Origin of the sequence: Actinomadura sp. NAK00032 (genome assembly GCF_013364275.1) — a bacterium.
GTDB lineage: Bacteria > Actinomycetota > Actinomycetes > Streptosporangiales > Streptosporangiaceae > Spirillospora.
This window is the reverse complement of the sequence record NZ_CP054932.1, coordinates 7,763,535-7,778,019: the sequence shown is the minus strand read 5'-3', so window position 1 is coordinate 7,778,019 and position 14,485 is coordinate 7,763,535. Positions and strand designations below refer to the sequence as shown.

The window sequence follows — 14,485 nt, the reverse complement described above, 5'->3', positions numbered from 1 at the left end:
CGCCGGGTGCCGCCCGGCCGCTAGGGTTGGATCCATGGCCCGCCCCGATGATCGCGCATCAGACCAGCTCCGCCCCGTCCGCATCCAGCGCGGATGGCTCGACCACGCGGAGGGCTCGGTGCTCGTCGAGTTCGGCCGGACGCGGGTGCTGTGCGCCGCGTCCGTGCAGGCGTCGGTGCCCCGCTGGCGGCGCGACAGCGGCCTCGGCTGGGTGACCGCCGAGTACGCGATGCTGCCGCGCGCCACCAACACCCGCAACGACCGCGAGTCCATCAAGGGCCGGGTCGGCGGGCGCACCCACGAGATCTCCCGGCTGATCGGCCGCTCGATCCGCGCCTGCCTGGACCTGAAGGCGCTCGGCGAGAACACCGTCCAGCTCGACTGCGACGTGCTGCAGGCCGACGGCGGCACTCGCACCGCCGCGATCACCGGCGCCTACGTGGCGCTCGCCGACGCGGTGTCCTGGATGCGCGAGCGCAAGCTGCTGAAGGGCGACCCGCTGATCACCTCGGTGTCGGCGGTGAGCGTCGGCGTCGTGGACGGCGAGGCCCGCCTCGACCTCTGCTACGAGGAGGACTCGGCGGCCGGCACCGACATGAACGTCGTCTGCACCGGCGACGGCCGGTTCGTCGAGGTGCAGGGGACCGCCGAGGGCGCCCCCTTCGACCGCGCCGAGCTGGACGCGCTGCTCGACCTCGCCGCCGGCGGCTGCGCCGACCTCACCCGCGTCCAGAAGGAGGCGCTCGGCCGATGAGCCGGATCGTCCTCGCCACCCACAACCGCGGCAAGATCGCCGAGCTGCACCGCATCCTCGGCGACCTCGACGTCGTCGGCCTGGACGAGTTCCCGGGCGCGCCCGACGTCGCCGAGACCGAGCCGACCTTCGAGGGCAACGCGTTCCTGAAGGCCCGCGCGATCGCCGCGTTCACCGGCCTGCCCGCCGTCGCCGATGACTCCGGCCTGTCGGTGGACGCGCTGAACGGCATGCCGGGCGTGCTGTCGGCCCGCTGGTCGGGCCGGTTCGGCGCGGCCACCGGCGACCGCGACACCGCCAACCTCCAGCTGCTGCTCGACCAGGTCGCCGACGTCGCCGACGACCGGCGCGGCGGCGCCTTCGTGTGCGCGGCCGTGCTGGTGGTGCCGGGCGGCGCCGAGCACGCCGTGGAGGGCCGGCTGCGCGGCACGGTGATCCGCGAGCCGCGCGGCACCGGCGGCTTCGGCTACGACCCGGTCTTCGTCCCGGACGGCGAGACCCGCACCGCCGCCGAGCTGTCCCCGGCCGAGAAGGACGCGATCAGCCACCGCGGCCGGGCGTTCCGCGAACTCGCGGGCCTCATCCCGCCCGCGCTGGCGGCCGCCGGCCTCGCCTGACGCGCGCCGAGCGCCCGGCGCCGCGAAGAACCGGAAAGAAAACGCGGCGGCATGACAACCCGGCGGCGCCGGGCGGGGGTTATTCGGGGGTGTACGGACATCTCCCCCGAGGAGCAACATGATCGACAAGGGTCGCATCCGCCGCGGGCCGCTGCTCGCGCTGGCCGGGGTCGGCGCGGCGGCCGTCGTCGCCGCGGGCGCCTGGCTCGCCACCGGGCCGGGCTCGTCCCCGGCCGCGGCGCCCGCCGCCCACGAGGCGACGATCCACGCGTCACCGCCGTCCCCCGCCGCCGTCACGCCGTGCCCCTCGGAGCCGGCGCCCACGGAGCCCACGCCACCTCCGGAAAGGCCGGTACCGTCCCCATCGGCGCCGCCCCAGCGCGCGACGCCCGCCCCGGCCCCGCCGGCGGAGCCCACGGCGCCTCCGGGGAGGCCGGTGCCGGTGCCGTCTGCGCCGCCTCAGCGCGCGACGCCCGCCCCGGCCCCGCCGGCGGAGCCCACGGCGCCTCCGGGGAGGCCGGTGCCGGTGCCGTCTGCGCCGCCTCAGCGCGCGACGCCCGCCCCGGCCCCGCCGGCGGAGTCCACGGCGTCCCCGACGCCGGTGCCGTCCGTCCCGCCGGGGAAGGCGGAGCCCGCGGTCTCGGCCTCTCCGGTGCCGTCGGAGTGCGCGGAGGCGCCGCCGGGCGCGCCGGCGCAGACGCCGGTGCCCGTGCCGTCCAGCGGCGGGTAGGTGCGGGCTGTCCACGTTGAGCGCCCGGCAGGTCCGCGGGGCGGAGACCGCGTTCGATGAGTTCGTGGCCGCCACCGCGGGCCGGCTCCTGCGCACCGCCGTGTTCCTCGTCTACGACCGGCACCTCGCCGAGGACCTGCTCCAGACCGCCTACGAGCGGGTCGCGCGACGCTGGGGGCGGCTCGCGGACGGGGACCCGGAGGCGTACGCGCGCCGGGTCCTGGTGAACCTCGCCATCGACGAGAAGCGGCGGTGGGCCCGGCGGCGCGACACCCCGGTCGGGTCCGTCGCCGACGTGGAGCGGCTCGCGGGCGCGCCCCCGGCGGCGGGGGCCGCCGGGGGCGACCTCGACGAGGTGCTCCGCGCGCTGCCGGCCAAGCAGCGCGCGGTGGTCGTGCTGCGGTACTGGTGCGACCTGAGCGAGCAGGAGATCGCCGCGACGCTCGGGATCTCCCGGGGAACGGTGAAGAGCCACACCGCGCGGGCCATGGCCGCGCTGCGGAAGCACATGAGGGAGGACCGGGCGTGAACGACGACCTGGACGCCCTGCTGCGCGAGCACTACCGCGCCGCCGCCGACGGGATCCGCCCGGACCCCGCCGCCGTCCGCCGGTTCCAGGACGCGGGCCGCGCCGCCGCGCCCGCGCGGGCGGGTGCCGCGCGCCGCTGGACGCTGCCGACGCTGGCGGCCGCGGTCACCGCCGCCGTGCTGGTGGCGGTCGCGGTGCTGTTCTGGCCGGGCGCGCGGGACCCGGAGCCGCCCCGTCCGATGGCGCCGCCCGTGTCGCCGGTGTCGCCCGTGTCACCGGCGTCGCCCGAGCCGTCCGAGTCGTGGCCCGCCGCGCAGCCGCCCACGCCGACGCCGAGCGCTCCCGTGCCCGGCCAGACCGCGGCGCCGGAGGCCACGCGTCCGGGAAGCACTCGCCCGGGGAGCACGGGTGTCCCTTCGAGCCCCGCGCCGACGGCGAGCCCGACGCCCGACGCCGGAGGCCGCACGGGCTAGCGGCGGGGCCGGCAGGGCGGCTAGCCGTGCTTGCGGAGGCGCACGAACGTGCCGTCCCAGCCGGCGCGCAGCTCCATCAGGTCGACCAGCAGGCGGACGGTCCACAGGCCGAACCCGCTCTGCAGGGCCGAGTCGGGCGGGACGAAACCGGTCAGCGGGCCGGGGCCGGGACGCCAGAACCCGTGGTCGCCGACCTCGCAGACCAGGTCGGAGCCGTCCCGCCACGTCCACAGGCCGATCGGCGGGGTGCCGTGCTGCAGCGCGTTCGCCGCGACCTCGTTGACGGCCGTGACGAGGTTCTGCTCCGCCTGCTCGTCGAGGCCGTACGCGCGCGCCCGGACGGTGACGAACGACCGGAGGCCGTGCAGGTCGTCGCCGTCGATCGGCAGGTACTCGGCGTCGCTCGGGCGGTCGGAGCGCAGCCCGCCGCCGGCGCGCAGGTCGCGGTCGCAGTCGGACCCGAAGGCCACCGGGTCGATGTAGGCGTCGTTCGCGCCGTCGTGGCCGGGGGCGAGCAGCAGCGGGTGGGTGCGCCGCGCCTCCGCGAGGACGCGCGGCGGCAGCCCCTCGGCGTCGTACGGGCACAGCGCGCTGGCGTCGGCGTCCTCGAACACCACGTTGATGAGGGACTCGTAGCGGATCCACTCCAGGGTCTGCCGCTCGTCCCAGCCGTCCCAGACGGGTTCGGCGAGCGCGCAGACGCCGCGGGGCGCGCTGTCCTTCATGATGGCCTGGTAGTCCCGCAGGGTCCGGACGGGATGCTCGTAGAAGCCGGCGGAGTCGACGTAGTTGATCTCGCCGTCGCCGAGCGCGTCGCGCAGCGCGGAGAGGTTGGGCTCGCGCGCCACCGCCACGACGGCCTGGCCGCGCTCCAGTCCGGCTCTCAGGTACGGCACCGTGACCGACAGGAAGTCGTCGGCGCCGCGGTACAGGAAGGCCCTGTGCTCCAGTGCCATCAGGCGAAGTCCTCCGTTTCGGGGACGCCCTGCCGCGCGCCGCGGGTCAGGCCGGGCAGCCGGTTCCAGCCGACGGCGTCGATCACGCCCTCCACGTTCGGCCGCAGGTGGTCCAGGACGAGCGCCCGGTCGGCGGGCAGCCGGGTGGCGTGCCGCGCCAGCAGGTTGAGCCCGCCGATGTCGATGAAGCCGAGCCGGGACAGGTCGAGGTGGACGCTGCCGCGCTGCGCGACCAGCTGCGCCAGGTTCTCGGCGACCACGGTGTGCCGGGCGGCGTCCAGCTCGCCCTCGATCCGCAGCCCGGCCGGTTCGAAGGTGCGCACGATCTTCAGGATCCCGTCGTCGAACTCGGGGTTCACTTCCACGAGGACCTCGTGTGTGTCGCGGAGGGCGATGAGCTGGTCGGGCGGGCACGCGCGCCGGTCGAGCTGGCAGACCGCCATCGCCATCGTGCTCGGCGCGACGGCGCCGTCGACCTCGTGCTCGCAGCCCAGCATCGGGCCGAGGCCGGCGGGTTCCGGCTCCTGGAACAGCCAGCTGTAGTCGGTGGTGAGGCGGACCGCGCGGAACCCCTGATCGAACGCGCCGTCGACCTCCCGCCCGATGGTGTCGAGCATCATCGCGGGGGCGAAGGCGCCGCCGCGGTCGAGGCAGGCGTCCTGCCGTGAGAGGACCCGCAGGCCGCCCCTGCGCACGCACTCGGCCACGTCGATCCCGTCGGCGCCGGCGAGGCCGGGCAGCCGCTCGGCGGGCACGTCGGTGACGTACACGACCTTCTCTCCGGTCAGCAGGCCCTCGCGGAGGAAGGGCCCGATGACGCGGTCGCGCTCCTCGGGAGTGCTGTAGGCCAGCCAGCCGTGGTCTCCGGGCCGGACGGCGCTGACGGGGCGCTTGGCGAACCAGGGTGTCGTCATGGCCTGCCCATCGGGTTCGGGGCGGATCTGTTCAGGGTACGCCGCCCGGGAGCTTTGGGAAGCCCAACGCAGGGAATCCCTCACGCTCCGTTGATCAGGCGGCGTCCGGTCGGCTACCCGCTGCCGCCCGCGCGGGGGAGCGCGAGCCGGAGCCGGACGGTGGTGCCCTCCTCTCCTGTCCGGATCTGGACGGTGGAGCACAGCAGGCGCACGGCCCACAGGCCGAACCGCCCGCCGGCGGGGGTGCCCTCCGGGCGCGGCGGGAGCAGCCCGTACCCGGTGCCGGGCGGCCACCGCCCCGCGTCGGCGACCTCGCAGACGAGGGAGGCCTCCCCGCCGGGGGCGTCGGCCCACATCCGCAGGACGACGGGCGGCGCGCCGTGCCGGAGCGCGTTGGTGACGACCTCGGTGGCCGCGACCAGCAGCCGCTGCACGCCCTCCTCGGGCAGCGGCGTCTGCCGCGCGCAGTCGGTGACCCAGGCGCGCAGCCAGTACAGGTCGGGGTGGTCGTCGAGGGGCAGCGCGTCGGCTTCGGGCGGCGGCGGGGGCAGCGGGTCGGCGTCGCAGCGGGCGCAGAACGTCCACGGGTCGACGAAGCCGGGGTTGGGCCGGGCGCTGGTGCCGCGCACCGTCTCGGGGTGGGTCTTGCGGCCGGCCGCGACGACGGCGGCGGGCAGGCTGGCGGCGTACGGGCACAGGACGGACGCGCCGGTGCCGCGCAGCGCGATGTTGACCAGCGCTTCGGCCCGCTCCCATTCGACGACCTCCAGCGGCGGCCGCGTCGCCCACGCCGGCTCGCCGAGCAGCCGCAGCCGGCGGCCCTGGCGGGCGCTCTCGGCGGCGTCGCCCAGGCAGTCGGCGAGGGTCCGGGACGGGTGGGCGTACCAGTCGGCGGCGGCGGTGAACCGGACCGCGCCCGCGGCGTCGCCGAGGGCGTCGCGCAGCAGCATCTCGCGCGCGGTGCCGCAGACGGCGAGGACGCGGTCGCCCGCCGCGACGCCGTCCCGCAGGAACGGCACGGCGCCGCCGAGGTACTCGTCCACCCCGTCGTAGGGCAGCACACGGTGCGTCAACTCGTCGCTCACGGCGGCCCCCGCCGGTTCTGTGCTCATGGTGTCGGGTTCTGCGGGACGGACGCGACCAGCCTAGGCCGCCCGTCCCCGCCCTGCCGAGGGCCGTTTTTCAAATGTCACCACGCGCCGCACACCGGTCTGTCCGCAACCTTGCCGAGGTCACGTCCCTAACCGGCGTCCGAGGGGCGCCGGGGGTCAGGGTTCGGCGCGCGGGTTGTACTCGCCCGCGTACTCCTGCCCGGAGAGCTTGCGGACGGCGTTCATGATCTCGTCGGTGACGACGCGGCGCAGCCGTCCCGGCGGGAGGTCGGCGCCGGCGTAGCGGGAGAAGTCCATCGGCTCGCCGAAGCGGATCCGGGGGCGGGTGCCGAGCCGGGGGCGCCACGTGCCGAGCGGGATGATCCGCTCGGCGCCCTCGATGGCCACCGGGACGACCTGGGCGCCGGTCGCCAGCGCCAGCCACGCGACGCCCGTGCGGCCGCGGTAGAGCCGCCCGTCGGGGGAGCGGCTGCCCTCCGGGAAGATCGCCACCGCGCCCTCGTCCAGCAGCACGGCGCCGGCGCGTTCCAGCGCGCGGACGGCCTCGCGGGTCGGGCCGCGCCTGATCGGCACGTTCCCGAGCGCGAGCAGCGCCCGCCGCAGCAGGCGCCCGCCCAGCCCGGGGACCTCGAAGTACTCGGCCTTGGCCAGGTAGGCGACGCGGCGGCTGACGACGGGCGACAGCACGAACGTGTCGACGAACGACAGGTGGTTGCAGGCCAGGATGATCCGGCCCTCGGCGGGGATGTTGGCCCGCCCCTCGACGCGCGGCCGGAGCAGCAACCGGAGCAGGGGCCCCGCGGTATGCGACGCCAAACCGTAGAACACGCGGCCTCCTCGCAGCTTCGCCGCACCTGATCGAGGGCGGCGAAGCCGACTCTAGAGCCGCCCGGCGCGGGGCGGATCCGCCATGTGACGGGCGTCATCCCGGCCCGGACTGGAAAATAAACGAACGAGCGATTAGTTTTGAGGCAACGGTTCGCGACACACCAGTACGCGACAGACCAGGAGGTCTGGTGATGAACGCACGCAAGCCCATCGCCGTGCTTGTTGCGGCGACACTGCTCGGGATGCTGTTCGCGGGGTCCTTCCTCGGCGCCCTGCACAGCCCGAAGCCGCACGAGGTGCCGGTGGCGGTCGTCGGCCCGCAGGCCGTCGCCGCCAAGGTCGGCACCACCCTGGACGCCCGCATGGACGGCGCGTTCGACATCGAGCACTACACCGACGAGAAGGCCGCCCGCCAGGCGCTGCTGGACCGCGAGGTGGACGGGGTGTTCGTCCCCGGCCAGGGCGGCGCGCGGCTGATCGTCGCCAGCTCGGCCGGGAAGATCGAGACGACCCTGATCACCGAGGTGTTCCACCAGGTCGGGACCGCGACCGGCCAGCAGGTCCAGGTCCAGGACATCCGGGCGCTGCCCGAGGGCGACAGCAACGGCATCTCCGCGTTCTTCCTCGCGGTCAGCGCCATCATCCCCGGCGTGATCCTCGCCGCGCTGATGGTCTTCCTGGTGCCGCGGGCGGGCGCCGGCCGGCGCATCGGCCTGGCCCTGACCGGGGCGCTGCTGGTCGGCGGCGGCGTCGCCTGGGTCGCGGACGGGATGACGGGCGCGCTCGTCGGCTCGCCCTGGGCGCTGTGGGGGCTCGCCTCCTTCCTGGTGTTCGCCGTCGCGACGGTCACCGGCGGCCTCCTGCGCGTCGTGGGCCCGCCCGCGGCGGCGCTCGCCGTGCTCCTGTTCGTCCCCGTCGGGGCCCCCGCCAGCGGCGGCCCGCTCGGGTCGGAGTTCGTCCCGACCTGGTACGCGGCGGTCGGCGAGTGGCTGCCGCTCGGGGCGTTCGCCGAGGCCGTCCGCAACGTCGTCTACTTCGACGGCAACGCGATCGGCCGGCCGCTCCTGGTGCTCACGCTGTGGGCGGTCGCCGGGATCGCGCTCGTCCTGTCGCCGAAGGTCGTCCGGCACGGGGCCCGCGCGGCGGAGGAGACGGCCGGGGAGCGCGCGGAAACGGAGGCCGCCCACCCCGCCGGCGCCTAGCCGACCGGTGCTTTGATGGGAGCAGGAGGTGCGGAGTGACGAAGACGGGGGACCGGGCGGTCCGGCGGCGGCCGGGCCGCCCGCCCAAGGCGGAGGCGGGCGACACCAAGGCGGCGCTGGTCGACGCCGCGCTGCGGCTCTTCGCGCAGAAGGGCTACGCGGGCACGTCGATCCGCGCGATCGCCCGCGAGGTCGGGCTCAGCGAGAGCGTGCTGTACGCGCACTTCCCCAGCAAGCAGGCCATCTTCGACGCCGCGGTGTCCGGGCTCGGGCCGCAGCGGCTGATGGCCGGACGCGACGGCCTGGACCCGGAGCTGGCCGACCGGGACCCGGCGCGGTACCTGCGCGCCCTGGTGACCAGCGTGCTGGACGCCTGGGACTCGCCGAACGGCCGGCTGTTCATCAGCCTGATGGTCCGCGACGGCCTCGTCCACGAGATGGACCTCGGCAGCACGATCGCCAGGTCGATGGAGGAGGCGGGCGGGCTGTTCCAGCACTGGATCGACACCGGGCGGATCCCCGCCGGCCTTGGCCGCCCCGCCGACCTCGCCTGGGCGCTGTTCGGGCCCGTCGGGCAGGCCCGGCTGCTGTGGCTGCACGCCGACGCCGACACCGAGTCGCGGCGGGCGGCGCGGGAGCGGTGCATGCGGCACACCGAGCTGTTCATCCGGGCGGTCTTCCGCGAGCCGCCGGAGCCGAAGGATGTGGTCGACCATGACAGGAGCGGACACTGATCTGACCCGGCCGCCGGCGGGCAGGGTGCCCGGGCCGGTCCGGATCCTGCTCGCCGAGGACGTCGCGCTGCTGCGCGGCGCCCTCGCCGGGCTGCTCGGCCTGGAACCCGACCTCGACGTGGTCGCCGAGGTCGGCAGCGGCGACGCGATCGTCGCCGCCGCGCTCGCGCACCGCCCGGACGTCGCGGTGCTGGACATCGACCTGCCCGAGGTGGACGGGGTGACCGCGGCGGCGGAGCTGCACGACCGGCTGCCCGAGTGCCGGGTGCTGATCCTGACCGGTCTCGGCCGTCCCGGGCACCTGCGCCGGGCGCTGGACGCCCACGTGCACGGGTTCGTCCTCAAGGACGTCCCGCCCGCCGACCTGGCCGACGCGATCCGCCGGGTGGCGGCGGGCGAGCAGGTGGTGGACCCGCAGCTCGCGCTGGTGGCGCTGCGGCAGCCCGCGAGCCCGCTCACCGCCCGGGAGACCGAGGTGCTGCGGCTGGCGGCCGAGGGCGCCGGGGTGGACGACATCGCGCTGGTGCTCACGCTGACGACCGGGACCGTCCGCAACTACCTGGCGAGCTGCATCAGCAAGCTCAACGCGCGCAACCGCATCGACGCCGTGCGCATCGCCGCCGAGTTCGGCTGGGTGTGAGGCCGTATATGAGGCCGTATATGAGGAACGCATAGTCGGGCTCCTGCGCGATCCATACACGGATCGGTGCCGCACGCACTGGGCCGGGGGCGGGCCCTTTGCGAGCATTTGAGCATGCTGGGGGAAACGCTGTACGGGCGGTCGGCCGAGCAGGAGGAGATCGGCCTGCTGCTGGAGCGCGCCCGCGCCGGGACGGGCGGCGGCGCGCTGATCGTGCGCGGTGAGGCCGGGATCGGCAAGTCCGCGCTGCTCGACCACGCGGAGTCGGCCGCCGGAGGGATGCGCGTCCTGCGCTGGACCGGGATCGAGGCCGAGGCCGCCCTCCCGTTCGCGGCGCTGCAGCTGCTCCTCGCCGGCCGCGCGGACCTGGTGGAGCGGCTGCCCGCCCCGCACGCGGCGGCCGTGCGGGCCGCGCTCGGCCCGGTCCCGCCCCGCGCGCGGGCCCGCCTGCTCGTCGGGCCCGCACTGCTGGCGCTGCTCACCGAACTGGCGGCGGGCGAGCCGCTGCTGTGCCTGGTCGACGACGCGCACTGGCTCGACCGGGCGTCGGCGGACGCGCTGCTGTTCGCCGCGCGCCGCGCGGCCGGGTCCGGCCTCGCGATCGTCATCGCGGTCCGCGACGGGATCGCGGGCGCGGCCCCGCACGCCTGGTCGCGCACCGGCGTGCCCGAGCTGCCGCTGGCGGGTCTCGCCGACGACGCGGCCGAGCGCCTGCTCGCGGAGCGGGCGCCGGAGCTGCCCGCCGCGCGGCGCGCGGACGCCGCCCGCTGGGCGGGCGGCAACCCGCTGGCCCTGCTCGGCTTCCCGGCCGCCGGGTCCGCCCGGTTCGCGCGGGTGCCGGCGGAGTTCGCGCGGGCCGTCGAGGGCCTGCCCCGGGCCGCGCGGCTGCTGCTGGCCGTCGCGGCGGCCGACGACACCGGCTCGCCCGGCGCCGTCGCGGCGGCGGCGCGGAGCCTGGACGTGCCGTTCGACGCGCTGGACGCGGCAGAAGAGGCGGGCCTCGTCCACCTCACCGAGGACGCGGTCCGCTTCCCCCATCCGCTCGCCCGCGCCGCCGCCTACCAGGGCGTCCCGGCCGCGCGACGCGCTGCGGCGCACCGCGCGCTCGCCGCCGTGGGCCTGGACGAGGCCGTGATCCTGGCCTGGCTGGCCGGCGACCGGGCGACGGCCCGCGACGCGTCCGCCGGGATGGACGAGCCGTCCGCCGGGGCGCGGCTGGCGCTGGCCCTGCTCGACGGCGACGTGGCGACCGCCGGGCGGCTCGCCCCTCACTTCCGGGACGCGGCCGATCCGCGCCGCCGCCTCCTGGCCGCCGAGGGCGCGCTGCTGACCGGCGACGACGCGGCCGCCGCCGAGCTGTCCGCCGCGCTCGCCGCCGACTGCCGCACGGGCGGGCCGGCCGCGCTGCTGCCCCGCGCGCTCATCGCCGAGGCGCGGGCCCGGCTCGTCCTCGGCGACCACGGCGCGGCGCGGGCGCTGGCGGACGAGGCGCGCGAGGCGGCCGAGCGGTCCGGGTCGCGCCGCCTGGTCGCGGCGGCGGCCTCGGTCCGGGCGCGGCAGGCGGCGACCGAGGGCAACGAGGTGCGCTGCCGCGCGCTGTCCGCCGACGGGGCCGCCGGCGCGTGCGTCGGCGACGCGCTCGCACTCCTCTCCCTGGGCCTCGGCCGTCCGGGCGACGCGCTGGAGCGTTTCCGCGAGCTGCACCGGGACCCGGCCGCGTCTCCGCCTGCGGCCTTCCTTTCCCTCGCCGACCACGTGGAGGCTGCGGTCGCGGCGGGCCGTCCCGAGGCCGCCGCCGGACCGATGGAGCGGCTGGAGGCCTTCGCCCGGGAGACCGGACGGCCCTGGGCGGACGGCGCCGCGCGTCGATGCCGGGCGCTGCTGGCGAACGACCCCGCCGCCGTGGAGCGGCACTTCACGCTCGCGCTGCGGGCGCACCACGGGGCCGACCGCCCGTTCGAGCGCGCCCGCACGGAGCTGCTGTACGGCGAATGGCTGCGCCGCGCGCGGCGCCGCACGCGGGCCAGGACGCGGCTGCGCGCCGCGCTGGAGGTCTTCGAGCGGCTCGGCGCGGTCCCGTGGGCGGAGCGGGCGCGCCGCGAGCTGCGCGCGGCGGGGGAGGGCACCGCCCCGCCGGACGCTGCCGGGCACCCGTCCGGCAGCCTCACCGCGCAGGAGCTCCAGGTCGTCCGGATGGCGACGACCGGCGCGACGAACCGGCAGATCGCGGCCCGGCTGGGGCTGAGCCACCGGACCGTCGCCTACCACCTCTACAAGGCGTTCCCGAAGCTCGGCGTGGCGTCCCGCGCGGAGCTGCACCGGTGCCTGCCCGCCGCCGGCGGCCGGGAGCACCGGTCCGCCTGACGCAAACGATTGATCTGCAGCGCCATATGGCCATTCGTCCGATCATTTCCCTTGATCGAGGAGTCCGGGCAACTCATCATCGAAGAGGCGGTGGTGAGGGGGACCGGTGGTGCGGACGTGGCGTGTCGCACGCGTCCTGAACGGCGGCGACGGCGGCGACGACGGCGATGACGACGGCGGGGGCGGCGGGCCCGGCCGGGGCGACCGCACGCCCCTGCTCGTCCGCGCGATCATCGTCCTCTACTTCGGGCTGACCCTCCAGACGCGGCTGCTCAAGCAGGCCGAGACCGGCCCGTCCCGGCTGCTGGTGTCGGCCACGGTCGTGATCGTCCTGGTCTTCGGCGTGCAGCTGCTGTTCGTGCTGTACGGGCCGCGCGCCTTCCGGCCCGGCGCCCGCAGGGCGGTGATCCTGCTGGCGGCGCAGGCCGCGCTGGCGGCGCTGCCGCTGCTGGTGTTCGGCAACGACTGGTACCCGGTGGCGGGCGGGTTCCTCGCCGGGGCGGTGCTGCTGCTGGTGCGCCCGCCGCTGTCATGGCTGCTGGTGGGGCTCATCGCGGGCGCGGAGGGGCTGCTGCGGCACGCGCAGGGGTGGCCGCCCGACAGCGTCTCGTTCTGCGTGATGGCGACCGTCAACGTCGGGGTGTCGATGTACGCGCTCACCCGGCTGGCGGGCCTGATCCGGGAGCTGCACCTCACCCGCGCGCAGTTCGCGGCGGCGGCCGCGGCGCGGGAGCGGATCGCGGCGTCCGGCAGCCTGCGCGCCGTGCTGGACGCGGCGCTCACCCGCATTGAGGCGGCGAGCCGCCGCGCCCTCGCCCGGGGCGCCGCGCCGTCCCGCGCCGACCTGGACGAGGTGGTTCGCACCGCGCGCCGCGCGCTCGGCGACGTCCGCTCGATCATCGGCGCGCTGCAGGCCGCGCCGCCCCCGGCCGCGCGGCCGGGAGTGGTCACGCAGCCGCGCCTGGCCTGGACGATCCTCGCCATCATCACCGCGGGCTTCGGCGTCCAGCAGGTCATGTACGTGCTGGCGGGCGCGGACGGGGACCCGTGGACGATCGGCGCGGCGGTCGTCGTGGCCGGCGCGGTCGCGGCGATCCAGCTCCGGCACTCCGGCACGGTGCTGCGCGGGCGGCGGCCGAAGGGCGCGGCCTGGACGTTCGCCGTCCAGTTCGCGCTGGTCTTCGTCCCGTTCGCGCTGCTCGGCTGGGAGTGGGCGACGATGGCGTGCCTGGTGACCGCCTCGGCGGTGCTGGTCGCGCCCGGCCGCGTCGCGTGGTGGCTGTTCGGCGCGACGGTCGCGGCCTGGTACGCGCCCGCCCTGTGGGCGTCGCACGGCACCTTGTTCCACCTCTACACCTGCGCGGTGTCGGTGCAGATCGGCGTGATCGTGTACGCCCTGGACCGGCTGCCGCGGCTCGCCCGGGAGGTCGCCGCCGCGCGCGAGCGGCTGGCCCGGATGGCGGCGCTGCACGAGCGGCTGCGCATCTCCCGGGACGTCCACGACCTGCTCGGGCTCGGGCTGTCCACGATCACGGTCAAGGCCGAGCTGGCCCGCCGGGTCGCGGGCAGCGACCCGGTGCGCGCCCGCGGCGAGCTGGCCGAGCTGATCGTGCTGGCCGACCGGTCCCGGGCGGAGGCGAACGCCGTCGCGAAGGACGAGCCGGCCCTGGTGCTGCGCGAGGAGGCGGACGCGGCGCGCGTCGCGCTGGCGGCGGCGGGCGCCCGGGTGCGGATGGACCCGGAGCGCTGGCCCACCGCGCCGCCCGCCGTGGACGCCGTGCTGGCCGCCGTGCTCCGGGAGGCGGTCACGAACGTGCTGCGGCACGCGCGGGCCCGGCGCTGCCACATCGCGGTCACCGTCCACAAGGGGGCGTTCCGGCTCACGGTCGGCAACGACGGCGCGGCCCGGCAGGGGGAGGCGGGCCTGGGGAAGGGGTCGGGCCGGGGCCTGGCGAACCTCACCGCGCGGGCCACCGCCGTCGGCGGCTCGCTCTCGGCGGGGGCGGACGGGTACGGCCGGTTCGCCCTTGTCGCCGAGGTCCCGGCGAGCGCCACGAGCGCGGCGGCGCGGGACGCCCTGCTCCTGCGCGAAAGCCTGATCGCTTGACGGATTCGCCCGCTCCCTCCGCTCCCTAGCGTCGGCGGCGTAGGCCGATTAAGGAGCAAGGGGGCCGCCATGTCCGTTCTCGTCTTCGCCAGCGTGCTGCGGTGCGCGCACCAGGAGCCGGGCCGTCCGCCCGCAGGCGCCTATCCGGACCTGCGGCCGTGCCCCGACCCGGCCCCGGACCCGGACTGGCTGGACGACATGCGCCATCTCATCGCGACCGCGCTGCCCGACGGCCCCGTCACCGTGGGCTGGGTGGCGTCCCGGATGGCGGTGAGTTCCCGCACCCTCCAGCGCCGGCTCCATGACGCGGGCACGAGCTGGCGCGACGAACTGGAGTACGTGCGCGGCCGCAGCGCCCGGCTCCTGCTTGAGGACGGCGCCCTGACCCGCGAGGCGGTGGCCCGCCGCCTCGGCTACTCCGACGCCCGCTCGCTGCGGCGCGCGCTGCGCCGCTGGGATTGGCGCACCGGGTCCGCCGCATGACGCACTCCGTCCTTATCCAGACACATCCGACCTTTCTAGCGT

General features: G+C 76.6%; 15 protein-coding genes. 11 read left to right on the top strand and 4 right to left on the bottom strand.

Features of this window, described 5'->3' with window-relative positions:
- The first annotated feature begins 34 nt into the window (after positions 1-34).
- The 5 genes from rph (at position 35) to HUT06_RS35610 (ending at position 3,103) form a co-directional block, all read left to right on the top strand.
- The gene (gene rph / locus HUT06_RS35630) at positions 35-754 is read left to right on the top strand and encodes a ribonuclease PH (protein WP_176199733.1); all 720 of its coding nucleotides are present in this window, start codon (positions 35-37) and stop codon (positions 752-754) included.
- Positions 751-1,371 (top strand): RdgB/HAM1 family non-canonical purine NTP pyrophosphatase, encoded by a 621-nt coding sequence (rdgB, locus tag HUT06_RS35625; protein ID WP_176199732.1) that lies wholly within the window; start codon positions 751-753, stop codon positions 1,369-1,371. Before rph ends, rdgB begins: the two co-directional genes overlap by 4 nt.
- A gap of 118 nt (positions 1,372-1,489) precedes the next feature.
- Positions 1,490-2,101, top strand: coding sequence for a hypothetical protein (locus tag HUT06_RS35620; protein WP_176199731.1), 612 nt, complete (start codon positions 1,490-1,492; stop codon positions 2,099-2,101).
- A 16-nt stretch (positions 2,102-2,117) separates the two neighbouring features.
- Complete coding sequence (locus tag HUT06_RS35615) at positions 2,118-2,630, top strand: SigE family RNA polymerase sigma factor (protein ID WP_176199730.1); 513 nt, start codon at positions 2,118-2,120, stop codon at positions 2,628-2,630.
- Positions 2,627-3,103, top strand: coding sequence for a hypothetical protein (locus HUT06_RS35610; protein ID WP_176199729.1), 477 nt, complete (start codon positions 2,627-2,629; stop codon positions 3,101-3,103). Before HUT06_RS35615 ends, HUT06_RS35610 begins: the two co-directional genes overlap by 4 nt.
- Positions 3,104-3,123: 20 nt before the next feature.
- Here the strand turns inward: HUT06_RS35610 and HUT06_RS35605 are convergent, their stop codons facing one another.
- From HUT06_RS35605 to HUT06_RS35590, 4 genes are all read right to left on the bottom strand, one after another.
- The gene (locus tag HUT06_RS35605; protein WP_176199728.1) at positions 3,124-4,059 is read right to left on the bottom strand and encodes a sensor histidine kinase; all 936 of its coding nucleotides are present in this window, start codon (positions 4,057-4,059) and stop codon (positions 3,124-3,126) included.
- Complete coding sequence (locus HUT06_RS35600) at positions 4,059-4,973, bottom strand: MEDS domain-containing protein (RefSeq protein WP_176199727.1); 915 nt, start codon at positions 4,971-4,973, stop codon at positions 4,059-4,061. The genes HUT06_RS35605 and HUT06_RS35600 overlap by 1 nt, the downstream gene beginning before the upstream one ends.
- A 113-nt stretch (positions 4,974-5,086) precedes the next feature.
- Positions 5,087-6,085: a sensor histidine kinase gene (locus HUT06_RS35595; RefSeq protein ID WP_254715554.1), complete on the bottom strand. Its 999-nt coding sequence runs from the start codon at positions 6,083-6,085 to the stop codon at positions 5,087-5,089.
- A 156-nt stretch (positions 6,086-6,241) separates the two neighbouring features.
- Positions 6,242-6,913 (bottom strand): 1-acyl-sn-glycerol-3-phosphate acyltransferase, encoded by a 672-nt coding sequence (locus HUT06_RS35590; RefSeq protein ID WP_176199726.1) that lies wholly within the window; start codon positions 6,911-6,913, stop codon positions 6,242-6,244.
- Positions 6,914-7,104: 191 nt separating this feature from the next.
- Here HUT06_RS35590 and HUT06_RS35585 point away from each other — a divergent pair, with 191 nt between their 5' ends.
- The 6 genes from HUT06_RS35585 (at position 7,105) to HUT06_RS35560 (ending at position 14,443) form a co-directional block, all read left to right on the top strand.
- The gene (locus HUT06_RS35585) at positions 7,105-8,115 is read left to right on the top strand and encodes an ABC transporter permease (protein ID WP_176199725.1); all 1,011 of its coding nucleotides are present in this window, start codon (positions 7,105-7,107) and stop codon (positions 8,113-8,115) included.
- A gap of 35 nt (positions 8,116-8,150) precedes the next feature.
- Entirely contained in the window at positions 8,151-8,849 is a 699-nt protein-coding gene (locus tag HUT06_RS35580) for a TetR/AcrR family transcriptional regulator (RefSeq protein ID WP_217711594.1), read from the top strand.
- The gene (locus HUT06_RS35575) at positions 8,830-9,489 is read left to right on the top strand and encodes a DNA-binding response regulator (protein WP_176199724.1); all 660 of its coding nucleotides are present in this window, start codon (positions 8,830-8,832) and stop codon (positions 9,487-9,489) included. The genes HUT06_RS35580 and HUT06_RS35575 overlap by 20 nt, the downstream gene beginning before the upstream one ends.
- Before the next feature lie 114 nt (positions 9,490-9,603).
- A complete protein-coding gene (locus tag HUT06_RS35570) occupies positions 9,604-11,853 on the top strand; it encodes a LuxR family transcriptional regulator (protein ID WP_176199723.1) in 2,250 nt (749 codons plus the stop codon).
- 109 nt (positions 11,854-11,962) lie between these two features.
- A complete protein-coding gene (locus HUT06_RS35565; RefSeq protein ID WP_176199722.1) occupies positions 11,963-13,960 on the top strand; it encodes a sensor histidine kinase in 1,998 nt (665 codons plus the stop codon).
- A 69-nt stretch (positions 13,961-14,029) separates the two neighbouring features.
- Positions 14,030-14,443 (top strand): helix-turn-helix domain-containing protein, encoded by a 414-nt coding sequence (locus HUT06_RS35560; RefSeq protein ID WP_176199721.1) that lies wholly within the window; start codon positions 14,030-14,032, stop codon positions 14,441-14,443.
- Positions 14,444-14,485: the final 42 nt, after the last annotated feature.